22 protein-coding genes are annotated in these 23,140 nt (G+C 59.7%); 18 read left to right on the forward strand and 4 right to left on the reverse strand.

Features of this window, described 5'->3' with window-relative positions:
- The first annotated feature begins 12 nt into the window (after window positions 1-12).
- The 14 genes from hscA (at window position 13) to AC07N8_RS25575 (ending at window position 13,909) form a co-directional block, all read left to right on the forward strand.
- Window positions 13-1,875 carry a Fe-S protein assembly chaperone HscA gene (gene hscA, locus AC07N8_RS25510; RefSeq protein ID WP_493146335.1) on the forward strand — a complete coding sequence of 621 codons (1,863 nt, stop codon included), beginning with the start codon at window positions 13-15 and terminating at the stop codon, window positions 1,873-1,875.
- Between the two features lie 2 nt (window positions 1,876-1,877).
- A complete protein-coding gene (fdx, locus tag AC07N8_RS25515; RefSeq protein ID WP_483842898.1) occupies window positions 1,878-2,219 on the forward strand; it encodes an ISC system 2Fe-2S type ferredoxin in 342 nt (113 codons plus the stop codon).
- A 14-nt stretch (window positions 2,220-2,233) separates the two neighbouring features.
- Window positions 2,234-2,434, forward strand: a complete 201-nt coding sequence (gene iscX / locus AC07N8_RS25520; protein ID WP_483842899.1) for a Fe-S cluster assembly protein IscX — start codon at window positions 2,234-2,236, stop codon at window positions 2,432-2,434.
- Between the two features lie 88 nt (window positions 2,435-2,522).
- Complete coding sequence (ndk, locus tag AC07N8_RS25525; RefSeq protein ID WP_007916882.1) at window positions 2,523-2,948, forward strand: nucleoside-diphosphate kinase; 426 nt, start codon at window positions 2,523-2,525, stop codon at window positions 2,946-2,948.
- Between the two features lie 28 nt (window positions 2,949-2,976).
- A complete protein-coding gene (rlmN, locus tag AC07N8_RS25530) occupies window positions 2,977-4,119 on the forward strand; it encodes a dual-specificity RNA methyltransferase RlmN (protein ID WP_027922755.1) in 1,143 nt (380 codons plus the stop codon).
- A gap of 17 nt (window positions 4,120-4,136) precedes the next feature.
- Window positions 4,137-4,895 carry a type IV pilus biogenesis/stability protein PilW gene (gene pilW / locus AC07N8_RS25535; RefSeq protein ID WP_483842901.1) on the forward strand — a complete coding sequence of 253 codons (759 nt, stop codon included), beginning with the start codon at window positions 4,137-4,139 and terminating at the stop codon, window positions 4,893-4,895.
- Window positions 4,895-5,950 carry a RodZ domain-containing protein gene (locus AC07N8_RS25540; RefSeq protein WP_483842902.1) on the forward strand — a complete coding sequence of 352 codons (1,056 nt, stop codon included), beginning with the start codon at window positions 4,895-4,897 and terminating at the stop codon, window positions 5,948-5,950. The genes pilW and AC07N8_RS25540 overlap by 1 nt, the downstream gene beginning before the upstream one ends.
- Before the next feature lie 3 nt (window positions 5,951-5,953).
- A complete protein-coding gene (ispG, locus tag AC07N8_RS25545; protein WP_477803228.1) occupies window positions 5,954-7,063 on the forward strand; it encodes a flavodoxin-dependent (E)-4-hydroxy-3-methylbut-2-enyl-diphosphate synthase in 1,110 nt (369 codons plus the stop codon).
- A 37-nt stretch (window positions 7,064-7,100) separates the two neighbouring features.
- Window positions 7,101-8,390, forward strand: coding sequence for a histidine--tRNA ligase (gene hisS, locus AC07N8_RS25550; RefSeq protein ID WP_059182204.1), 1,290 nt, complete (start codon window positions 7,101-7,103; stop codon window positions 8,388-8,390).
- A 40-nt stretch (window positions 8,391-8,430) separates the two neighbouring features.
- The gene (locus AC07N8_RS25555) at window positions 8,431-9,072 is read left to right on the forward strand and encodes a tetratricopeptide repeat protein (protein WP_483842904.1); all 642 of its coding nucleotides are present in this window, start codon (window positions 8,431-8,433) and stop codon (window positions 9,070-9,072) included.
- Window positions 9,065-10,216 carry an outer membrane protein assembly factor BamB gene (gene bamB, locus AC07N8_RS25560; RefSeq protein ID WP_483842905.1) on the forward strand — a complete coding sequence of 384 codons (1,152 nt, stop codon included), beginning with the start codon at window positions 9,065-9,067 and terminating at the stop codon, window positions 10,214-10,216. The genes AC07N8_RS25555 and bamB overlap by 8 nt, the downstream gene beginning before the upstream one ends.
- 139 nt (window positions 10,217-10,355) lie before the next feature.
- Window positions 10,356-11,825, forward strand: coding sequence for a ribosome biogenesis GTPase Der (gene der / locus AC07N8_RS25565; RefSeq protein ID WP_483842906.1), 1,470 nt, complete (start codon window positions 10,356-10,358; stop codon window positions 11,823-11,825).
- A 156-nt stretch (window positions 11,826-11,981) separates the two neighbouring features.
- Window positions 11,982-13,130 carry a pyridoxal phosphate-dependent aminotransferase gene (locus tag AC07N8_RS25570; RefSeq protein ID WP_493146343.1) on the forward strand — a complete coding sequence of 383 codons (1,149 nt, stop codon included), beginning with the start codon at window positions 11,982-11,984 and terminating at the stop codon, window positions 13,128-13,130.
- Window positions 13,118-13,909: an amidohydrolase gene (locus tag AC07N8_RS25575; RefSeq protein WP_493146345.1), complete on the forward strand. Its 792-nt coding sequence runs from the start codon at window positions 13,118-13,120 to the stop codon at window positions 13,907-13,909. Before AC07N8_RS25570 ends, AC07N8_RS25575 begins: the two co-directional genes overlap by 13 nt.
- Window positions 13,910-14,113: 204 nt before the next feature.
- Here the strand turns inward: AC07N8_RS25575 and leuA are convergent, their stop codons facing one another.
- The gene (leuA, locus tag AC07N8_RS25580) at window positions 14,114-15,793 is read right to left on the reverse strand and encodes a 2-isopropylmalate synthase (protein WP_483842909.1); all 1,680 of its coding nucleotides are present in this window, start codon (window positions 15,791-15,793) and stop codon (window positions 14,114-14,116) included.
- Between the two features lie 386 nt (window positions 15,794-16,179).
- Between leuA and AC07N8_RS25585 the strand changes: the two genes are divergently transcribed.
- A complete protein-coding gene (locus AC07N8_RS25585) occupies window positions 16,180-16,536 on the forward strand; it encodes a hypothetical protein (RefSeq protein ID WP_483842910.1) in 357 nt (118 codons plus the stop codon).
- Between the two features lie 119 nt (window positions 16,537-16,655).
- Here the strand turns inward: AC07N8_RS25585 and AC07N8_RS25590 are convergent, their stop codons facing one another.
- From AC07N8_RS25590 to AC07N8_RS25600, 3 genes are all read right to left on the reverse strand, one after another.
- Window positions 16,656-17,477, reverse strand: coding sequence for a peptidoglycan DD-metalloendopeptidase family protein (locus tag AC07N8_RS25590; RefSeq protein ID WP_493146348.1), 822 nt, complete (start codon window positions 17,475-17,477; stop codon window positions 16,656-16,658).
- A gap of 3 nt (window positions 17,478-17,480) precedes the next feature.
- Window positions 17,481-18,860 (reverse strand): exodeoxyribonuclease VII large subunit, encoded by a 1,380-nt coding sequence (gene xseA, locus AC07N8_RS25595; protein WP_493146350.1) that lies wholly within the window; start codon window positions 18,858-18,860, stop codon window positions 17,481-17,483.
- A 114-nt stretch (window positions 18,861-18,974) separates the two neighbouring features.
- Window positions 18,975-19,898, reverse strand: coding sequence for a LysR family transcriptional regulator (locus tag AC07N8_RS25600; RefSeq protein ID WP_493146352.1), 924 nt, complete (start codon window positions 19,896-19,898; stop codon window positions 18,975-18,977).
- 100 nt (window positions 19,899-19,998) lie between these two features.
- Here AC07N8_RS25600 and AC07N8_RS25605 point away from each other — a divergent pair, with 100 nt between their 5' ends.
- The 3 genes from AC07N8_RS25605 (at window position 19,999) to guaB (ending at window position 23,105) form a co-directional block, all read left to right on the forward strand.
- Window positions 19,999-20,766 (forward strand): sulfite exporter TauE/SafE family protein, encoded by a 768-nt coding sequence (locus tag AC07N8_RS25605; RefSeq protein ID WP_493146356.1) that lies wholly within the window; start codon window positions 19,999-20,001, stop codon window positions 20,764-20,766.
- Window positions 20,767-20,969: 203 nt separating this feature from the next.
- Window positions 20,970-21,518, forward strand: a complete 549-nt coding sequence (locus AC07N8_RS25610) for a sugar ABC transporter ATPase (protein ID WP_123435156.1) — start codon at window positions 20,970-20,972, stop codon at window positions 21,516-21,518.
- Window positions 21,519-21,635: 117 nt separating this feature from the next.
- Entirely contained in the window at window positions 21,636-23,105 is a 1,470-nt protein-coding gene (guaB, locus tag AC07N8_RS25615; RefSeq protein ID WP_483842914.1) for an IMP dehydrogenase, read from the forward strand.
- The last annotated feature ends 35 nt before the right edge of the window (window positions 23,106-23,140 follow it).

Genomic DNA, 23,140 nt, shown 5'->3' on the forward strand with positions numbered 1-23,140 from the left:
GTCCTGATACCAATGGCCCTACTGCAGATCGCCGAACCCGGCCAAAGTCCTCAACCGCACCAGCGTCGTCTGGCTGTGGGGATCGACTTGGGCACTACCAATTCGCTGGTCGCTGCGTTGCGCAGTGGTCTTTCCGAGCCTCTGGCCGACGCTGACGGGCAGGTCATCCTGCCGTCTGCCGTGCGCTATCACGCTGATCGCGTCGAAGTGGGCGAATCCGCCAAACTGGCTGCCGCCACAGATCCCTTGAACACCGTGCTGTCGGTCAAGCGCTTGATGGGTCGTGGTCTGTCCGACGTCAAGCAATTGGGCGATCAACTGCCGTACCGCTTTGTCGGTGGCGAATCGCACATGCCGTTCATCGACACCGTGCAAGGGCCGAAAAGCCCGGTCGAAGTCTCCGCCGATATCCTCAAAGTGCTGCGTCAGCGCGCTGAAGCGACGTTGGGTGGCGAGCTGGTCGGCGCGGTGATCACCGTTCCAGCCTATTTCGATGATGCACAGCGCCAAGCCACCAAGGACGCGGCCAAACTGGCCGGTCTGAACGTGCTGCGTTTGCTCAATGAGCCAACCGCCGCCGCTGTGGCTTACGGTCTGGATCAGCACGCTGAAGGCCTGGTCGCCATTTATGACCTGGGCGGCGGCACCTTTGATATTTCGATTCTGCGCCTGACCGGCGGTGTCTTTGAGGTCCTGGCTACCGGCGGCGACAGCGCGCTGGGTGGCGATGACTTCGATCACGCGATTGCTGGCTGGATCATCGAGAGCGCCGGTTTGTCCGCCGACCTCGATCCGGGCGCGCAGCGTCAACTGTTGCAAACAGCCTGCGCCGCCAAAGAAGCACTGACCACCGTATCGTCGGTGGAAGTGGCGCATGGCGGCTGGAAAGCCGAACTGACCCGCGAAGCCTTTGATGCGCTGATCGAGCCGATGGTCGCTCGCAGCCTCAAAGCCTGCCGCCGCGCAGTGCGTGATTCCGGTGTTGAACTGGAAGAAGTGCACGCGGTGGTCATGGTCGGTGGTTCGACCCGCGTGCCTCGCGTTCGCGAAGCGGTCGCTGAAGCCTTTGGTCGTCAGCCGCTGACCGAAATCGATCCGGATCAAGTGGTGGCCATCGGTGCCGCGATCCAGGCCGATACGCTGGCCGGCAACAAGCGCGATGGCGATGAACTGCTGTTGCTCGACGTGATTCCGTTGTCCCTGGGGCTGGAAACCATGGGCGGCCTGATGGAGAAGGTGATTCCGCGCAACACCACCATCCCTGTCGCTCGCGCCCAGGACTTCACGACCTATAAAGACGGCCAGTCGGCCATGGCGATCCACGTATTGCAGGGTGAGCGCGAGCTGATCAGCGACTGCCGCTCCCTGGCACGTTTTGAATTGCGTGGCATTCCGGCGATGGTGGCCGGTGCGGCGAAGATTCGCGTGACCTTCCAGGTCGATGCCGACGGTCTGCTCAGTGTTTCGGCCCGTGAATTGGGTTCGGGCGTTGAAGCGAGCATTCAGGTCAAGCCGTCCTACGGTCTGACAGACGGCGAAATCGCCAAAATGCTCAAGGATTCGTTCCAGCACGCCAATGACGACAAAGTCGCTCGTGTACTGCGTGAGCAGCAAGTCGACGCACAACGCCTGATCGAAGCAGTACAAGCGGCTCTGGAGGCTGATGGCGAGCGCTTGCTCGACGCCGAAGAGCGTCTGGTCATCGACATGCAAGTGCAGGAATTGACCGAACTGATGAAAGGTTCCGATGGTTACGCCATCGAGCAGCAGACCAAGCGTCTGTCGCAAGTGACCGATGCCTTTGCTGCCCGCCGCCTGGACTCGACGGTGAAAGCCGCGCTGGCGGGGCGCAACCTGAACGAGATTGAGGAATAACGATGCCGCAGGTCATTTTTCTGCCACACGAGAAGTTTTGCCCGGAAGGCATGGTTGTGGAGGCTGAGACCGGTACGTCCATCCTCGAACTGGCGCATGAGCACCATATCGAGATGGAAAGTGCCTGTGGCGGCGTCTGTGCCTGCACCACGTGCCATTGCCTGATTCGTGAAGGCTTTGACTCGCTGGAAGAGGCTGACGAGCTGGAAGAAGACTATCTTGATAAGGCTTGGGGGCTGGAGGCTCAGTCCCGCCTGGCGTGTCAGGCCCGAGTCGGTACTGAAGACCTGACCGTCGAAATTCCGAAGTACTCGCTCAACCACGCAGCCGAAGCGCCGCACTGATTCAAGGAATTGTCATGAGTCTGAAGTGGACTGATGTGCTGGAGATTGCGATCCAGCTGGCTGAAAGCAAGCCCGATGTTGACCCTATATCGGTCAACTTCGTCGATCTGCGCAAATGGGTGATGGAATTGCCCGAGTTCGACGACAAGCCTGAGCATTGTGGCGAAAAGATCCTGGAGGCCATTCAGGCCAACTGGATCGAAGAACGCGACTGAGCCACGCTGCAGGTTAGGCAATACCCAAGAACCCGCGTATAATTCGCGGGTTTAATTTTTCACAAATTACCGTTTCTGGAGTTACACCATGGCTGTTCAACGTACTTTCTCCATCATCAAGCCTGACGCTGTTGCTAAAAACGTCATCGGCGAGATCACCACTCGTTTCGAAAAAGCAGGCCTGCGCGTTGTAGCTTCGAAACTGAAGCAACTGTCCAAAGCTGAAGCTGAAGGCTTCTACGCTGAGCACAGCGCTCGTGGTTTCTTCGGCGACCTGGTTGCTTTCATGATCTCCGGCCCGGTTGTTGTTCAGGTTCTGGAAGGCGAAAACGCTATCGCTCTGAACCGTGAGCTGATGGGCGCTACCAACCCTAAAGAAGCTGCTGCCGGTACCATCCGCGCTGACTTCGCTGACTCCATCGACGCCAACGCTGTACACGGTTCGGACTCCGAAGCCGCTGCTGCTCGCGAAATCTCGTACTTCTTCGCAGCTACTGAAGTAACCACTCGCTAAGCATTGGCTTAAGAGTGAAGGTGAATCCATGACTACATCGACTGTAAAAACCAACCTGCTGGGTCTGACTCAACAGGAAATGGAAAAATTCTTCGACTCGATCGGGGAGAAGCGTTTCCGTGCCGGTCAGGTAATGAAATGGATTCACCACCTTGGCGTCGATGATTTCGACGCCATGACGAACGTCAGCAAAGCCTTGCGCGACAAGCTCAAGGTGATTGCTGAAGTTCGCGGTCCTGAAGTGGTCAGCGAGGACATTTCCACCGACGGCACCCGTAAGTGGGTGGTGCGCGTGGCGTCCGGCAGCTGCGTCGAGACCGTGTACATTCCCCAGGGCAAACGCGGCACTCTGTGCGTTTCGTCCCAGGCAGGCTGTGCCCTGGATTGCAGTTTCTGCTCCACCGGCAAGCAAGGTTTCAACAGCAACCTCACCGCCGCCGAAGTCATCGGTCAGGTGTGGATTGCCAATAAATCGTTTGGCAGCATCCCGGCGACCGCCGACCGTGCCATCACCAACGTGGTGATGATGGGCATGGGCGAGCCGCTGCTGAACTTCGACAACGTCGTCGCGGCCATGCACCTGATGATGGACGACCTGGGCTACGGCATTTCCAAGCGCCGTGTGACCCTGTCGACCTCCGGCGTGGTACCGATGATCGATGAGCTGTCCAAGCACATCGACGTCTCCCTGGCGTTGTCGCTGCACGCACCGAATGACGCATTGCGTAACCAATTGGTGCCGATCAACAAGAAATATCCGCTTAAGATGCTGCTCGAGTCGTGCCAGCGCTACATGTCGTCCCTGGGCGAAAAGCGCGTGCTGACCATCGAGTACACCTTGCTCAAGGACATCAACGACAAGGTTGAACACGCCGTTGAGATGATCGAGCTGCTCAAGAACATCCCGTGCAAGATCAACCTGATTCCGTTTAACCCGTTCCCGCATTCCGGTTACGAGCGCCCGAGCAACAACGCGATTCGCCGGTTTCAGGATCAGCTTCACCATGCAGGCTTCAATGTCACCGTACGCACCACCCGCGGTGAAGACATCGATGCCGCGTGTGGCCAATTGGTAGGGCAGGTGCTGGATCGCACCCGTCGCAGCGAACGTTATATCGCCGTGCGCGAGTTGAGCGCCGAAAACGATATGGCTACAAACGCTGCGAAATAATTAAAGAGAGGATCTCTATGTCCCTGCGCTTCGCGCTGCTTTTGCTGTGGGCCAGTCTATGTACTGGTTGTGTCCTGTCGGGCGATTTCAACCCGATGAAGACCAGCAAGGGGCGCGATGAAGCGCGTGTGGCTTATGTACAGCTGGGGCTGGGGTACTTGCAGCAGGGCATGACCGAGCGTGCCAAAGTCCCGCTGAAAAAGGCTTTGGAGCTGGATGACTCGGACCCTGATGCCAACGCGGCGCTGGGTCTGGTGTTCCAGGCCGAAATGGAGCCGGAACTGGCCGACCAGCATTTCCGCAAGGCGCTGTCTTCCCGCCCCAACGACGCACGAATCCTCAACAATTACGGCAGTTTCCTGTTCGAGGAAAAACGCTACAAAGAGGCGTACGAGCGCTTTGAACAGGCCGCCGCCGATACGCTGTATCCTGAGCGTTCGCGAGTATTCGAGAACCTGGGCATGACCGCTTCAAAGCTGGGCGAGCGTGATCTTGCACAGCAGCAACTTGAAAAAGCCCTGCGTTTGAATCGCCAACAGCCTCGTGCATTGCTCGAAATGGCTGAGTTGTCCTTCGAAGACAGGCATTATGTGCCCGCGCGTGACTATTACGATCGTTTTAGCCTGCTGGCCGAGCAAAATGCACGTAGTCTATTGCTCGGCGTTCGGCTGGCAAACGTGTTCGAAGATCGCGACAAGGCCGCAAGTGCAGGCCTACAACTAAAACGACTCTATCCCGGTACGCCGGAATATCAGCAATACCTGTCGGAGCAATGATGAAAGCGGCGCATCCCGAAGTTGTAGCAGCGAATCGCGTTAACCCCGGTGAGACTTTGCGCCAGGCCCGCGAAAGCAATGGCTGGTCGCTGGCCGAAGTGGCCCTCAAGCTCAACCTCACCGTTACCTCCTTGAGCAATCTTGAAGCCGGCGCATTCGACAAGCTGCCAGGGCATACCTTTGCTCGCGGTTATATCCGTGCGTACGCCAAGTTGTTGGGCATGGACCAGGCCGTTCTTGTTCAGCAGTTCGACCAGTCCACTGGCACCGATTCCCAGGGCAGCAGCGTTCACAGCCTGGGGCGTATCGAAGAGCCGGTGCGGGTTTCCCATACTATTTTGCGCATCGTCAGCCTGTTGTTGCTGATCGCTGTGATTGGTGGCGGATTTGTCTGGTGGCAGGATCAAACTTCGCAGCGCACCAAGGAGTCGATCGGCCTCGCCCCTGAACACGTAGAAGTGGAAGGCGCCGACGGCACCACCCAGATCCATCCGCTGGACGAGCCGGAAGACCAGGCCGTCGCGGAAGGTCAGGCTGAAGGCTCTACTTCGCTGGCATTGCCACAAGCCGAGACCTCCACTGAGGCACCGGCTGAAGCTGAAGCAACCGCGCCTGCTGCTCCGGTAGCACCGGCACCGGTAGCTCCGACGCACAACGCCGCGCCGGTTGCTGCCGCTCCAGCGCACAGCACTGCCCCTGTGGTTGCAACACCGACTGCTCCGGCGCCGGCTGTTCCAGCGGTTCCCGCAACGGTAGTGACCGCTCCGGTTGCTCCGACTGCTTCCGCTCCGACCACAACGGCTCCAGTGGCCGGCCAGGGTCAGGTTCAGCTGCAGTTCACCGCCGATTGCTGGACGCAAGTGACCGATGGCTCCGGCAAGGTGCTGTTGAGTGGTCTCAAGCGTAAAGGCGATAGCGTTTCCGTCAGCGGCAAGCCGCCGTTTGCCGTGCGCCTGGGCTTTGCCCGTGGTGCACAGGTCAGCTACAACGGTCAGGCGGTTGATGTCGCTCCGTTCACCAGTGGCGAGACTGCTCGCCTGAAGTTGGGTCAATAAGTCATGCACGGCGAATCTCCAATCAAACGTCGCGAATCCCGCAAGATCTGGGTCGGTAACGTGCCTGTTGGCGGCGATGCGCCTATCGCTGTGCAGAGCATGACCAACAGCGATACCAATGACGTCGCCGCCACCGTGGCCCAGATCAATCGTCTGGAAGCCGCTGGCGTCGACATCGTGCGCATTTCCGTGCCAGACATGGATGCCGCCGAAGCCTTCGGCAAGATCAAGCAACTGGTCAAAGTGCCCTTGGTCGCCGACATCCACTTCGACTACCGGATCGCCTTGCGCGTGGCCGAGTTGGGTGTGGACTGCCTGCGGATCAACCCGGGCAACATCGGTCGCGAAGACCGCGTCCGCGCGGTGGTCGATGCCGCCCGTGATCGCGGGATTCCGATCCGTATCGGCGTCAACGCCGGTTCCCTGGAAAAAGATTTGCAGAAGAAGTACGGCGAGCCGACTCCGGCGGCGCTGGTCGAATCTGCCCTGCGCCACGTCGAGCACCTCGAACGCCTGAATTTCCAGGACTTCAAGGTCAGCGTGAAGGCCTCCGACGTGTTCATGGCCGTCGAAGCCTACCGCCTGCTGGCCAAGGAAATCGTCCAGCCGCTGCACCTGGGCATCACCGAAGCGGGTGGTTTGCGCTCAGGCACAGTGAAATCCGCCGTGGGCCTCGGTATGCTGCTCGCCGAAGGGATTGGCGATACTATTCGCATCTCGTTGGCGGCTGACCCGGTCGAGGAAGTGAAAGTCGGCTACGACATTCTCAAATCCCTGCATCTGCGTTCCCGTGGCATCAACTTCATCGCCTGCCCGAGCTGCTCGCGGCAGAACTTCGATGTGGTCAAGACCATGAACGAGCTGGAAGGGCGCCTCGAAGACCTGCTGGTGCCGCTGGATGTCGCGGTCATCGGGTGCGTGGTCAACGGGCCGGGTGAAGCCAAGGAAGCGCATATCGGCTTGACCGGCGGCACGCCAAACCTGATTTACATCGACGGCAAGCCGTCGCAGAAACTGACGAATGACAATCTGGTGGATGAGCTTGAACGTTTGATCCGCCAGAAAGCGGCCGAGAAGGTCAAAGCCGACGCGGCAGTCATCGCCCGCGGCTGAGCCCGACTGAAGAGCCGAACGAATTTAAGGATTTAAAGTGAGCAAGTCTCTGCAAGCCATTCGTGGCATGAACGACATCCTGCCCGAACAGACTCCCCTGTGGCGTCATTTCGAGGGCACCGTTTCGCGTCTGCTGGATAACTACGGTTACAAGCAGATCCGCATGCCGATCGTCGAGTTCACCGAGCTGTTCAAGCGCTCCATCGGTGAAGTGACCGACATCGTCGAAAAAGAAATGTACACCTTCGAAGATCGCAACGGCGACTCCCTGACCTTGCGTCCGGAAGGCACGGCTGCGTGCGTGCGTGCAGTGCTCGAGCACGGCATCACCGGCGGTGGCCAGGTGCAGAAACTCTGGTACATCGGCCCGATGTTCCGTCACGAGCGTCCACAGAAAGGCCGTTATCGCCAGTTCCACCAGATCGGTGTCGAAGTGTTCAACCTCGACGGTCCGGACATCGATGCCGAGCTGATCGTGCTGACCTGGCGCCTGTGGGGCGAGCTGGGCATCCGTGATGCGGTCAAACTCGAGCTCAACAGCCTGGGCACTGCCGAATCGCGTGGTCGCTATCGTGAAGCGCTGGTCGAGTTCCTGTCCGCGCATCTGGACAAGCTGGACGAAGACAGCCAGCGCCGTCTGAAAACGAACCCTTTGCGGGTTCTGGATACCAAGAACGCCGACACCCAAGCGATCCTGGTCGACGCGCCGAAAATGGCCGACTACCTGGACGATGAGTCCCGCGTGCACTTCGAGGGCCTGAAGGCTCGTCTGGACGCCGCCGGCATTCCTTATGTGATCAACCCGAAGCTGGTTCGCGGGCTGGATTACTACAGCAAGACCGTTTTCGAATGGGTCACCGACAAGTTGGGCGCCCAAGGCACCGTGTGTGCCGGTGGTCGTTACGACGGTCTGGTCGAGCAGATGGGCGGCAAGCCGACCACGGGCGTTGGTTTCGCCATGGGCATCGAGCGCCTGGTGCTGTTGCTTGAGACCCTGGAGCAGATCCCGGAAGAAATCTCCCGTCAGGTCGACGTCTACCTCTGCGCCTTCGGCGAAGCGGCGGAACTCGCCGGCCTGACCCTGAGTGAACGTGTTCGTGATCAATTGCCCAACCTGCGCCTGCAAGTCAATGCCGGCGCCGGCAGCTTCAAAAGCCAGTTCAAGAAGGCCGACAAGAGCGGTGCGCTGTATGCGCTGATCCTCGGTGACGATGAGATGGCCCAGCAAGTGGTAGGTTTCAAACCCCTGCGTGGCCAGGGCGAACAACAAAGCATTGCCTGGGATGCGCTTGCTGCACACCTGGCCACCTGCGTCGTGCAGGGTTGAAGCTGTCAAACAGCCGAATTAGCGATTAAGGAGTATTGGGGTGTCGAGTACCGAAGACGAAAATTTGGCGGATTTGAAGGACTGGTGGTCACGCAACGGCAAGCCCCTGGTCACTGGCGGCCTGTTGGCGCTGGTCATCGTGTTCGGCTGGCAGGCCTTTCACAAGTATCAGAGCAATCAGTCGCAAGGCGCCTCGATGCTCTATCAGCAACTGCTCGAAACCACGCTGACGCCTGACGGCAAGCCTGACGCAGCCCGTGTTGCCGACCTGGCTGGCAAGCTCAACAGCGAGTTCGCCGGCAGTGCCTACGCGCAATACGGCAGCCTGTTCGTGGCGAAAGTCGCGGTCGACAGCGCCAAGCTGGACGACGCCGCCACCGAGCTGAAAGCCATTGTCGCCAAACCGGCAAACCCGGCGCTGGGTGAAATCGCCCGTCAGCGTCTGGCGCAGGTACTGGCCGCGCAGAACAAGGCCGATGAAGCCCTGAAGTTGCTCGAAGGCGATGCCGACAAAGCATTCCTGGCCACTCGCGAAGAACTCAAAGGCGACCTGCTGGTGCAGTTGGGTCGTACCGACGAAGCGAACAAGGCGTATCAAAAAGCCAAGGCAGCCCTGTCGGATGAAGCGGCGGTCGGCGGCCTACAAATCAAGCTGGACGATCTGGCCAAAGGGGATGCGTGACGTGATTCGTTGGAAACATGCAGCATTGCTGGCCCTGGCCATTTTGGCCGCGGGTTGCAGCAGCAACAGCAAAAAAGAATTGCCGCCTGCCGAGCTCGTCGACTTCAAAGAAGAAGTGGTCTTGCACAAGCAGTGGAGTCGTTCGATCGGTGACGGTCAGGGCGAAACCTACAACATGCTGGTACCGGCGATCGATGGCGACACCATCTATGCTGCCGACGTCACTGGCGTGGTGGTCGCGATGGATCGCAGCAATGGCGACGTCAAATGGAAGAAAGATCTCGAACTGCCTGTTTCCGGCGCCGTTGGCGTGGGTTACGGGCTGGTCATGATCGGTACGCTCAAAGGCGAAATCGTTGCCCTGGACGCGATCAACGGTGAAGAGAAATGGCGCGCTCGCGTGTCCAGTGAAGTCCTCGCACCGCCGGCCAACAACGGTGACGTGGTTGTGGTCCAGACTCAGGACGACCGTCTGATCGGTCTGGATGCCGCGACCGGCAACCAGCGCTGGTTGTATGACAGTACCCCTGCGGTCCTGACCCTGCGCGGCACCAGCGCACCGATCGTCACCAACCGCCTTGCGCTGGCTGGCCTGTCGACCGGTAAAGTGGTTGCTCTGGACATCACCAACGGCGTGCCGGTGTGGGAACAGCGAGTAGCAATTCCACAAGGTCGTTCGGAGCTGGAACGTGTGGTCGATATCGACGGCGGCTTGCTGCTGTCCGGCGGTACTTTGTACGTTGCCAGCTATCAGGGTCGCGTTGCGGCACTGGACTTGGAAAGCGGTCGTCAGCTCTGGCAGCGTGATGCTTCCAGTTATGCCGGTGTCGCCCAGGGTTTTGGCAACGTCTACGTGAGCCTGTCTGCGGGCACGGTTGAAGGCGTCGACGAGCGTTCCACCACTGCATTGTGGAGCAACGATTCGCTGGCCCGTCGTCAACTGTCGGCTCCGGAAGTGTTCTCCAGCTACGTTGCAGTCGGCGACATGGAAGGCTACCTGCACCTGCTGAGCCAGGTGGACGGTCGCTTCGTCGGTCGCGAGCGCATCGACAGCGACGGCCTGCGTGCCCGTCCGCTGGTGGTGGGTGACACGATTTATGTGTATGGCAACAGCGGCAAACTGGAAGCCCTGACCATTAAGTAAAGGTTTGACTATGCTTGGGGTTAAACCCCAGGCAGCCCCGTTTGACGGGGTTCGCAGCGCCCTCAAGCGTTGCCCCGAGCACCAGCCGCTGCCTCGCAGCGGCTTTTGTATTTTCTGAAATAACGAAGTGGAGAGCCGCATGGTTCCCGTAATCGCCCTGGTGGGCCGACCGAACGTCGGCAAGTCCACCTTGTTCAACCGCCTGACCAGGACTCGTGACGCCATCGTCGGCGACTTGTCCGGTCTGACCCGTGATCGCCAATACGGTGAGGCCAAGTGGCAAGGGCGTTCCTACATTCTGGTCGACACCGGCGGTATCTCCGGTGACGAGCACGGTATGGACGAAAAAATGGCCGAGCAGTCGCTGCTGGCCATTGAAGAAGCGGATGTCGTTCTGTTCCTGGTAGATGCCAAGGCCGGTTTCACCGCCGCCGACCAGATGATCGCCGAGCATTTGCGCAAACGTAACAAGCGTTCTTATGTGGTTGCCAACAAGGTCGACAACATCGACCCTGAAATGGCCCGCGCTGAATTCGCCCCGTTGGGCATGGGCCACGCGATCCCTATCGCCGGTGCTCATGGTCGTGGCATCACTCAGATGCTGGAAATCGCCCTCAGCGACTTCCCGAAAGACGATGACGAGCAGGAAGAAGGCGAGGAAGAGATCGTTGCCGAAGGCGAGGAAGCCAAGCGCATTCCTGGCCCAAGCGAAAAAGACGGTATCAAGATCGCCATCATCGGCCGCCCGAACGTCGGCAAGTCGACCCTGGTCAACCGCATGCTCGGTGAAGACCGGGTGATCGTGTATGACCAACCCGGTACCACCCGCGACAGTATCTACATCCCGTTCGAGCGTAACGACGAGAAGTACACGCTGATCGACACCGCCGGTGTGCGCAAGCGCGGCAAGATCCACGAAGAAGTTGAAAAATTCTCCGTGGTCAAAACCCTGCAAGCGATCAAAGACGCCAACGTGGTGATCTTCGTCATGGACGCGCGCGAAGGCGTGGTGGACCACGACCTCAACCTGCTGGGCTTCGCCATTGAGTCGGGTCGTGCGCTGGTTATCGCGATCAACAAGTGGGACGGCATGACGCCGAGCGAGCGCGACTTCGTGAAGGTCGAGCTGCAACGTCGACTGTTCTTCGTTGACTACGCCGACATCCACTTCATCTCGGCCCTGCACGGCACGGGCGTGGGCAACCTCTACGCCTCGGTACAGAACTCGTTCAAGTCCGCCGTGACCCGCTGGCCGACCAACCGCCTTACCCAGATTCTGGAAGATGCGGTCGGTGAGCACGCGCCACCGATGGTCAACAATCGCCGGATCAAGCTGCGTTACGCCCACTTGGGTGGTGCGAACCCGCCGATCATCGTGATCCACGGTAACCAGATCGAGAAGGTGCCGAAGTCTTACGTTCGTTACCTGGAAAACACTTACCGTCGTGTCTTGAAGCTGGTCGGTACACCGATCCGCATCGAGTTCAAGGGCGGCGAGAACCCGTTCGAAGGCAAAAAGACCACGCTGACCGACCGCCAGGTCAACAAGAAGCGTCGCATGATGTCGCACCACAAAAAGGCCGACAAAAAGCGCCGCGACAAGAAATAGAAGCAGCTTTAGTTGATCGTTCCCACGCTCCCGCGCAGGAACGATCAATTAGAAGAAGGGCGCCCATTGGCGCCCTTTTTTTATGGGCGCCGGATGGGCTATCCTCGGGCTCTCCCGCGCCGCCGTTAGAGCCGGGTGTAGAGCAGGGAATCACCGATGATCACCAGTAAGCTGCCGAATGTCGGCATCACTATCTTCACTCAGATGTCTCAACTCGCGGCGCAAACCGGGGCGATCAACCTGTCCCAGGGTTTTCCCGATTTCGATGCCCCGCAAGCCCTGTGCGATGCGGTCGGCCGGCATATCGCCAATGGCCATAACCAGTATTCGCCAATGACCGGCCTGCCGGCGCTGCGCCAGCAAGTGTCGGCGAAGATCGCGCGCAGCTACGGCGTCAACGTCGATGCCGATCACGAAGTGACCATCACTCCCGGCGCCACCCAGGCGATCTTCTGCGCGATTCAGGCGGTTATCCACACCGGCGACGAAGTGATCGTGTTCGATCCTTGCTACGACAGTTATGAGCCGTCGGTGGAACTGGCCGGTGGACGCTGCGTGCATGTGCAGCTCGGGCTGAATGATTTCGCCATCGACTTCCAGAAACTGGCTGACGCCATTACCCCGCGCACGCGGATGATCGTGCTCAACTCGCCGCACAACCCGAGCGGGGCGCTGATCAGCCGGGCCGAGCTGGATCAGCTGGCGGATCTGATTCGGGGTCGCGACATCTATCTGGTCAGCGATGAAGTCTACGAACACCTGGTGTTTGACGGCGTGCCTCACGTCAGTGTGCTCAATCACGAAGAGCTCTATCAGCGCGCTTTCGTGGTCAGTTCCTTCGGCAAGACTTATCACGTTACCGGTTGGAAAACCGGCTACGTGGTCGCTCCACCGGCACTCACCGCCGAACTGCGCAAGGTTCATCAATACGTCAGTTTCTGCGGCGTGACGCCGCTGCAGTTCGCCCTGGCCGACTTCATGGCCGAGCACCCGGAACACGTCGAAGAGCTGCCAGGTTTCTATCAGGCCAAGCGTGATCTGTTCTGCGACTTGCTGGCACCGTCGCGCTTCAGTTTCACTCGCGTGACCGGCACCTATTTCCAGTTGGTCGACTACTCGCAGATCCGCCCGGACCTCAATGACGTCGAGATGGCGTTGTGGATGACCCGCGAACATGGCGTGGCGAGCATCCCGATCTCGGTGTTCTACCAGACCCCACCCGAAGGCCAGCGCCTGGTGCGCCTGTGCTTCGCCAAACGCGAGGAGACCCTGCGTGAAGCAGCGGCAAAACTATGCGTGATCTGAGTGCATTGCCCAACCTGAATGTCGCGCTGATCCAGACCACGCTGGCCTGGCACGACCGGCAAGCCAACCTGGAGCATTTCGAACAATTGCTGGAGCAGGCGCGCGGCGCGGACCTGATCATCCTGCCGGAGATGTTCACCACCGGTTTCTCCATGGAATCGCAAACGCTGGCGGAAGCGGAAAACGGTCCGACCAGCAAGTGGCTGCGCGCTCAGGCGGCGAAGCTCGACGCGGTCATCACTGGCAGCATCATCGTTCAAACCGCAGATGGCAGTCATCGTAATCGCCTGCTGTGGGCGCGGCCGGACGGGGAGGTGTGGCATTACGACAAGCGCCATCTGTTTCGCATGGCCGGCGAGCATAACCACTACACGCCGGGCGAACGTCAGGTGCAATTCGAACTCAAGGGCTGGCGTGTGCGGCCACTGATTTGTTACGACCTGCGCTTCCCGGTCTGGAGTCGCGATGCGCACGACACCGACTTGCTGCTGTACACCGCCAACTGGCCGGGGGCGCGACGTCAGCACTGGAACCGATTGCTGCCGGCGCGGGCCATCGAAAACCTCTGCTACGTGGCCGCAGTGAATCGCGTCGGCACCGATGGCAAAGGTTTCGCTTACACCGGCGACAGTCAGGTGCTGGATTTCCAGGGCGAAACCCTGCTCAGTGCCGGTGAAGCCGACGGCGTGTTTCAGGTAGTGCTGAACGCTGCGGATCTGCAGGCTTATCGCACGCGTTTCCCGGCGAATCTGGATGCGGATTCATTCGAATTCACCTGAGATTTTCGCTGCCTGACCCAGCCTCTTCGCGAGCAGGCTCGCTCCCACATTGGATCTGTGTGACCGCAACTCTTATGTGCACCCCAGCTCTACTGTGGGAGCGGGCTTGCTCGCGAAGGGGCCATGAAAGACAGCACAAAAACAGCAGGCAAACGAAAGGCCCCAAGGTTCACACCTTGGGGCCTTTTGCATTTCAGCGAACGCTTACGCGGCTTTCGCTTCCGGCTGGCTCAGCGAGCGGTTCAGCGCGCTGAACAGGGCCTTGAAGCTGGCCGTGGTGATGTTTTCATCAATACCCACACCGTGCACCGCACGCTCGCCGTTCACACGCAGTTCAATGTAGGCCGCAGCCTTGGCATTGGTGCCCGCGCCAATCGCGTGTTCGTTGTAGTCCATGATCTCCACCGGAATCGGCAGGCCGGCCACCAGGGCTTCCAGTGCGCCGTTGCCCTTGCCGCGCCAGTGCAGGTTGGTTTCGCCCTGACCTTTGCTGGAGACTTCCACTTCCACGGCGCTGTGACCGTTTTCTTCCTGCAAGCGATGGCTGACCAGCGCGTACGGGGTGTTGGCCTGCAAGTATTCGCTGTGCAGCAGCGCGTGGATTTGCTGAGCGGTCATCTCGAGGCCCAGGCGATCGGTTTCGCGCTGTACGACCTGGCTGAACTCGATCTGCATGCGGCGTGGCAAGTTGATGCCGTATTCCTGTTCCAGCAGGTACGCGATACCGCCTTTGCCCGACTGGCTGTTGACGCGGATTACCGCCTCGTAGCTGCGACCGATGTCGGCCGGGTCGATCGGCAAGTACGGCACTTCCCACAAGGCGTCCGGTTTCTGCTGGGCGAAGCCTTTGCGAATCGCATCCTGGTGGGAGCCGGAGAACGCGGTATGCACCAGGTCGCCGACGTATGGGTGACGTGGGTGCACCTGGATCTGGTTGCACTCTTCGACGACTTTGCGCACGCCGTCGATGTCGGAGAAGTCCAGCTCAGGGTGAATGCCCTGGGTGTACAGGTTCAGTGCCACGGTCACGAGGTCGACGTTACCGGTACGCTCGCCGTTGCCGAACAGGCAGCCTTCGACACGGTCGGCACCGGCCATCAAGCCCAATTCGGTAGCGGCAACACCGGTGCCACGGTCGTTGTGGGTGTGCAGGCTGATGATCACGCTGTCACGACGGTTGATGTGACGACCGAACCACTCGATCTGATCGGCGTAGATGTTCGGGGTGGCGCATTCGACGGTGGCAGGCAAGTTGAGGATCATCTTGTGCTCAGGCGTCGGGTTCCAGACCTCGATCACTGCATCGCAGACTTCTTTGGCGAATTCCAGTTCGGTGGCGCTGAAGGTCTCTGGCGAGTACTCGAAGGTCCACTCGGTGTTCGGCTGCTGGGCGGCGTATTTGACGAACAGCTTGGCCGCGCTCACGGCGATTTCCTTGATCCCGTCCTTGTCCTGATTGAAGACAATCTTGCGGAAAGAAGGGGAGGTCGCGTTGTACAGGTGAACGATGGCTTTCTTCGCGCCGCGCAGGGATTCGAAGGTGCGTTCGATCAAGTCTTCACGGCCCTGGGTCAGCACCTGAATGGTGGTGTCGTCCGGGATGTGGTTGCCTTCGATCAGGGTACGTACGAAGTCGAAGTCGGTTTGCGAAGCGGCCGGGAACGACGCTTCGATTTCTTTCACGCCGACCGACACCAGGGTTTTCCAGAAGCGCAGCTTCTTGACCGCGTCCATTGGCTCGATCAGGGACTGGTTGCCATCACGAAGGTCAGAGCTGCACCAGATCGGCGCGGCGGTGATGGTCTTCGACGGCCAGGTGCGGTCCGGGATGTCTATGGTCGGGAACGCGCGGTATTTCGAAGACGGGTCTTTGAGCATGCTCATCGGGGGAATCCTTATTGTGTTGGCCGAAAAAAGGCGGCCTGCCGGTGGATCAAATGTTCTTGGGGAAAAGCGTGGGGCGAGGCACCGCGATTCAGCCTGGCAGTCGTGCGCTGACGAGGCACAGGCTGCGGTGCTGGCGAAGCTGAATGAGGGTGTGAAAGGTTTTCATGCCTTCAACCCTAACCTTGGGGGTGAAGGATGGCAAGCAGTCGAAAAAAATTGAGAGGAATACCCGAAAAGCCGAATTTATCGAGATTATATTGCTTTGAATGGCAGTGATTGTCTGGATGATTGCGCGAGGTTTGAGCACTGCGCAATCGGAGAATTGCGACGTCGGCCTCTTGGGCACGGCTATGCTTAAAGCCTGATCATGGCAGGAGTCGGACATGAACGAGTCGGACTGGAAGCGTTACAGCGCGTTGCGGCCGTTGGCGCATGAGCGGATGTGTATCCGGATCATGGAGGAGGTCGAGCGCACGGTGCTGGATAAAAGCCTGGAGCCTTATGATCGGATTGAAGCCACTGAAGAGCTGCTTCAGTCCAGGCAAAAGGAGCTGTACTGGGCGTTTGGTGTATTCAGGTTTTCACGGCATGAGGCGCAGTCGCACTTGCTCGGGTTGTGTGCGCGGGAGTTGATTACAGCTGAGGAGTTGGCGGGGTTTTCGGCGGAGACGCAGGAGTGGGTCAGGCATTGTTTGGCGGACCGGGAGGCCCATGGCATCGAGGATCTTGAGGCGGAATAGGTGGTGTCTGTTTTGCCGCCTTCGCGAGCAGGCTCGCTCCCACAGTGGATGTGTGTACACCACAGATCAAATGTGGGAGCGGGCTTGCTCGCGAAGGGGCCGGCAGCCTCACCGACTAATTAAGGTTGAAACGCCCCGATAAAAATCGCCGGATCCACCCGCGCATCATTCAGGCTGACATTCCAGTGCATGTGCGGCCCGGTCGCCCGGCCAGTCGCCCCGACCTTGCCCACCACACCGCCTCGCGCCAATTGCTGCCCGACCTTCACATCGATTTTCGACATGTGGCAGAACATGCTGATAAAGCCCTGCCCATGATCGACAAACACCGTGTTGCCGTTGAAAAAGTAGTTGCCGATCAGAATCACCTTGCCCGCGGCCGGCGTCTTGATCGGCGTCCCCGCCGGCACAGCGAAGTCCAGCCCTGCGTGCGGGTTGCGCTCTTCACCGTTGAAGAAACGGCGCACACCAAACTTGCTCGACAGCGGCCCGTTGACCGGTTTGTCCAGCAGCAGGTTGCTCGGTGTGTTCGGGCTGAAGCTGCGGTAGGCCTGGATCTGCTCGGCCAGTTCGCCTTCGATGCGCTTGAGGTTGTCCGGGTTCGGATTGACCTGCTGCGTATTCTTCAGCGTGATGTGTTGTTCCGGGTACTTCTTGTTGCCGACGATGAAATTCAGGCTGCGGCCGCCGCTGCTGATCTGCTGCGTGCCCGGCTTCACGGTCAGCGGCACGCCGACAATCGCCAGCCAGTTGTTCTGTTCCTTGACCACCAGCACCGGTTTGCCTTGATAGCTGGCTTTCGGCGCCTGGGCAGCGGTGCCCAGATCCACCACGGCCACGCCGCCCGGCACCGGTTTGTTCAACAGGCGAGTGATGTAGCTGTCGGCGTGGGCGTTGAAGGTCAGGCACAGCAACAGCAGCGGAGCTAGAAAACGCGGCATGGATCAATCCAGTAAAGAAAGGGTGACAGGCGTCAGGTGATTGTCTTCGACCCGTACTTGCAGTTCGCCGTCGCCGAGTTTGGCCTTGAGGCGCTGACCGTTGTGGGTTTGCTCGGCGCTGCGGATCGCGTTACCGCGCTCGTCGAGCAAAATGCTGTAACCACGAGCCAGGGTTGCCAACGGGCTGACCACTTGCAGCGTCTGCACCTGACTTTGCAGTTGCAGGCGCCGCGACTTCAGGCCTTCGCGGATCGCACGTGGCAGGCGTTCGGCAAGGCTGTCGAGGCGCTGGCGGAGCATCGCCAATTGCCGGCCCGGATGTTGCCCGGCGAGGCGGGTTTCCAGGCGAATCAAACGTTCGCGACGGGTGTTGAGGCTGCGCTCGAAGGCGCGACGCATGCGCATGTCCAGATCATCCAGACGCTGCGCTTGCTGGCGCAGACGTTCGCCGGGATGGCGCAGGCGCCGGGAGATGCCTTCCAGACGCAGGCGGTCGCGCATCAACCGGTCGCGCATGCGCATCACCAGCCGGCGATGCAGGCTTTCGACCCGACGCACCAGATCGCTGGAATCCGGGGCGAGCAGTTCGGCGGCAGCGGAGGGCGTCGGGGCACGAACGTCAGCGACGAAGTCACTGATCGACACATCGGTTTCATGGCCGACGGCGCTGACAATCGGCGTGACGCAGGCATCAACGGCACGGGCCACGGCTTCTTCGTTGAAGCACCAGAGGTCTTCCAGCGAACCGCCGCCACGGGCCAGGATCAGCGCGTCGAAACCACGGGCGTCGGCCAGTTTCAGTGCGCGGACAATCTGCGCGGTAGCCTCGCGACCTTGCACAGCGGTGGGGATCAGCGTCAGCTGGATCTGCGGTGCGCGGCGGCTGAATACGCTGATGATGTCGCGAATCACCGCGCCGGTCGGCGAACTGATGATGCCGATGCGTTGCGGATGCGCCGGCAGCGGCACTTTGCGCTCGGCGCTGAACAGGCCTTCGGCGCTGAGCTTTTCCTTCAACGCATCGAAGGCCAAACGCAGCGCGCCGTCACCGGCCGGCTCCACAGTGTCGAGGATCAGCTGATAGTCGCCGCGTCCCTCGAACAGCGAAACCTTGCCGCGGACTTTGACCGCCAAGCCATCCTTCAACGCTTGGCGAACCCGCGCAGCGTTCTGCCGGAACAGCGCGCAACGCACTTGGGCGCCGCTGTCCTTGAGGGTGAAATACACGTGGCCGGACGCCGGGCGGGCGAGGTTGGAGATTTCGCCTTCGACCCAGATATTGCTGAACACGTCTTCGAGCAACACCCGCGCGCGGCCGTTGAGCTGGCTGACAGTCAGGACTTCACGGTCCAGGCCGAGTCTTGCAAAGGGATCTTTAATCATGGGGCGCAGTTTAAAGGCATTCGGCGATCAATCTCCATGACCCAACGAAATTCCCCCTGTAGGAGTGAGCCTGCTCGCGATGGCGGTGTATCAGTCGACAACAGTATTGAATGCTCAACCGCTATCGCGAGCAGGCTCACTCCCACAATGATCTGTGCAGACATTAATGAAGTGTTGAACGAGCGACGTGGGATTCTGCCGGCAGGCGAGGGCGACGGTGCTGTGGCAATCCGGGTCGGCCAGGGGCAGGAAATGAATGTCGGATGGCGCAATGTCCCGCATCGACTCCGGCAGCAGGGCGATGCCGAACCCGGCCTGAATCAATTGCAGTTGTGTGGTTTTGCGCGAAACCACCCGGGCCGCTCTCGGAAAGAAACCCTGACGCATGCACAGCTCGGCGGACAGATAACTCAGGCCGCCGCGCTGGGGATGAGGAATGGAGATAAAGGCTTCATCTTTCAGTTGCGCCAGATCGATGCCCCGAGCGCAGTTATCCACGGCCAGTCGATGATGGGGGGGGACGGCCAGCAGCAAGCGTTCGCTATACAAAGGAACAATCTGCACGCCTTCACATTGGCGCAACACCGGCAGCCGCAGCAGCCCGACATCCAGCCGATTGTCGGCCAACGCTTCAAGTTGCGCTTCGGAAGACAGCTTGGCGATCTCCATGGACACGCCGACATGCTGGCTCAGATAGTCGCTTATGCCTCGCAGCAGGCGGCCACTCACGGGCACGGTACTTGAGTGGCTAAGACGCAAAGTGCCGAGTTCTCCATTGCCGACCTGGGTCGCCATCTCACTGGCTTTGGTCAATTCGCTCAGCAGGTTTCTGGCCCGGGGCAAGAAGGCTTCACCGGCCGCCGTCAGCCGAGGCAGGCGTGCAGTACGTTCGAACAAGGGTGTTTGCAGACGGGTTTCCATGTCCTTGATCTGCCGGCTCAAGGCCGACTGGGCGACAAACAAACGCTCAGCGGCTGCACTGAAACTCCCGCATTCGGCGATTTCCACGAAGTAACGCAATTGACGGGTAGAAAGCACGAGGCATGCCTTTTTGAGATGAGGGGGCGACTTTGAAGATATTAGTCGCAAGGCTCGGCGCTGGCTAAAGTCATCACTGGTATTTAAGGAAGGCGTGCAGATGAACCTGTTTGAGATGTTGCACCAATGGCCCTTCGGCACAACGGATTGGCTGATCATCGGGCTGGGCATCGCTCTGGCTTATATCGTGTTTGGCATCGCCGGCTTCGGCACCGCGCTGGTGGCGGGGCCGATTCTGATTCTGTTCATGCCACTGTCGAAGATCGTGCCATTGCTGGTGCTGCTGGATTTTGTCGCGGCGTTCGGCAATCTGCTGCCTTCGCGACGTGATGTGGCGAAACCCGAGTTGCTGCGGTTACTTCCATGCATGGCGGTGGGGTGCACGCTGGGGGTGATCTTTCTGCTGAACCTGAAATCCGACGTGTTGCTGCTGCTCATGGGGCTGTTTATCAGCGCCTATGCGATTTACAGCCTGTGGGTCAAAACCCGTCCGACACAGTTATCCGCCGCGTGGGCCGTGCCGATGGGCACGGTGGGCGGGATGTTCGGGGCATTGTTTGGCAGTGGCGGCTTTTTATATGCGATCTATTTGAACAGTCGCCTGCCCAAAGAGGCGGCCCGCGCGACCCAGAGCGCGCTGATCAGTTGCAGCACGGTGGTGCGCCTGAGCCTGTTTGCCGTCGCAGGTGTGTATGCCGAGCTACCCTTGTTGGTATTGGCCCTGTGTTTGTTGCCGGCCATGGCCTTGGGGCTGTGGATCGGGCGGCGGTTGACCATGAGGTTATCCCGCGAGGCGTTTGTGCGGTTGGTGACCTGGTTGGTGCTGGCCAGCGGGATTGCCTTGATCGGGCGGTATCTGAGTACTTGACCGGAATATCTCAGGGATTAAGCTGCCCGGCGCAGTCCCTGTGGCGAGGGAGCTTGCTCCCGCTGGGCTGCGAAGCGGCCCCAAAACCTGCAATGTTGTGTGTCAGGCACACTGCATGCATTGGATTACGACTGCTGCGCAGCCGAGCGGGAGCAAGCTCCCTCGCCACAAGGGTGATCATTCAGAATTTGTAGGGCCGCACCATGAACTCCCAAAGCATCATCGTCCCGAAAATCTCCACGCTGCCAGTGCACGAACCCCGGGCCCGGGCGGTCGTGCGGTGGCTGGTGCGCAAGAACATCATCAAGGAAGAACTGACCACCTGCGGCCGCACCGGCAATCGCATGGGCCACGCCATCGCCGACGGTGCCCGCGCTGTAGTGCTGCACCCCGAAGCGCTGCCATTTGGCGAGCCGGTCAATGGCCTGGAGATCATCACCAAGCGCTGCATCTACACGCCGGCCAAAGGTTTTCTGAGCGAGGCGGGCTGCGCCGAGTGCCGCAAGGAAGTCGGCGAAGCGCTGTTCGAAAGCCTGGAAGACTGGATGCCCGGCCGCACCGACAACTTCACCTGTCCAGAATGCGGGCATGAAGATGACATCAACGGATTCCTGTTCTTGCAGGAGTGCGGTTTTTCCAACCTCGGATTCATCTTCAACAACTGGGCAGAAGCCGGGTTCAAGCAGAGCTTTATCGACGAATTTGCCGATTGGCTGGATCAGCCGGTGAGTTGGGTCAAAGTCGAGTTGTAGGCCCCGAGAATTCCCGTATATCAGTAATGCTAATAATAGACAGAGTTTTACATTGAACCCGAGGGGGTGTCTGACTATAATGGCGCGCTTCCATTTTCCCGCTCGGGAGCCCCCGCGATGCTGCGTATCAGCCAAGAAGCTCTGACATTCGACGACATTCTCCTAGTGCCCGGTTATTCCGAGGTACTTCCTAACGAAGTCAGTCTCAAGACCCGCCTAACCCGTGGCATCGAGCTGAATATTCCTCTGGTTTCTGCCGCCATGGACACCGTTACTGAAGCCCGTCTGGCAATCGCCATGGCTCAGGAAGGTGGCATCGGCATCATCCACAAGAACATGACCATCGAGCAGCAAGCTGCCGAAGTGCGTAAGGTCAAGCGTTACGAAGCCGGCGTGGTCAAGGACCCGATCACTATCGAGGCTGACGCCACGGTTCGTGAACTGTTCGAACTGACCCGCATGCACAACATCTCCGGCGTTCCGGTTTTGCACGATGGCGACCTGGTCGGCATCGTCACTTCCCGTGACGTGCGCTTCGAAAACCGCATGGACGTCTCCGTCCGTGAAGTGATGACGCCTAAAGAGCGTCTGGTCACGGTCAAGGAAGGCGCCGACAAGAACGACGTCCGCGAGCTGTTGCACAAACACCGCATCGAACGCGTACTGATCGTCGACGACAAATTCGCCCTCAAAGGCATGATGACCGTCAACGACATCGAAAAAGCCAAGGCATATCCGCTGGCCAGCAAGGACGATCAAGGTCGTCTGCGTGTAGGCGCTGCGGTCGGCACCGGTAAAGACACCGGTGACCGCGTCGCAGCCCTGGTCAGTGCCGGCGTTGACGTGGTGGTGGTCGACACCGCTCACGGTCACTCCAAAGGCGTGATCGACCGCGTTCGCTGGGTCAAACAGAATTTCCCTGAAGTGCAGGTCATCGGTGGCAACATCGCCACCGGTGCTGCCGCTCTGGCCCTGGCCGAAGCTGGCGCTGATGCGGTCAAGGTCGGTATCGGCCCTGGCTCGATCTGCACCACCCGTATCGTCGCCGGCGTCGGCGTCCCGCAAATCAGTGCCATCGCCAACGTCGCCGCTGCCCTTGAAGGCACTGGTGTTCCGTTGATCGCCGACGGCGGCATCCGTTTCTCCGGTGACCTGTCCAAGGCCATCGTCGCCGGTGCTTCCTGCGTGATGATGGGCTCGATGTTCGCCGGTACTGAAGAAGCACCGGGCGAGATCGAACTGTTTCAGGGTCGTTCGTACAAGGCTTACCGTGGCATGGGTTCGCTGGGCGCCATGTCCCAGGCTCAAGGTTCCTCCGACCGTTACTTCCAGGATTCCTCGGCAGGCGCCGAGAAGCTGGTTCCGGAAGGTATCGAAGGGCGTGTTCCTTACAAGGGCACCCTGAGCGCCATCATCCATCAACTGATGGGCGGCCTGCGTTCCTCGATGGGCTACACCGGCAGTGCCGACATCGAAGAAATGCGCACCAAGCCTGAGTTCGTGCGGATCACCGGCGCTGGCATGGCCGAGTCCCACGTGCACGACGTACAAATCACCAAAGAAGCGCCAAACTACCGCGTAGGTTGAGGCTTCAAGCAAAAAGTTAAGTAACCGGGGCTGTT

The sequence above is a fragment of the Pseudomonas sp. GW821-FHT10C09 genome (assembly GCF_059415465.1).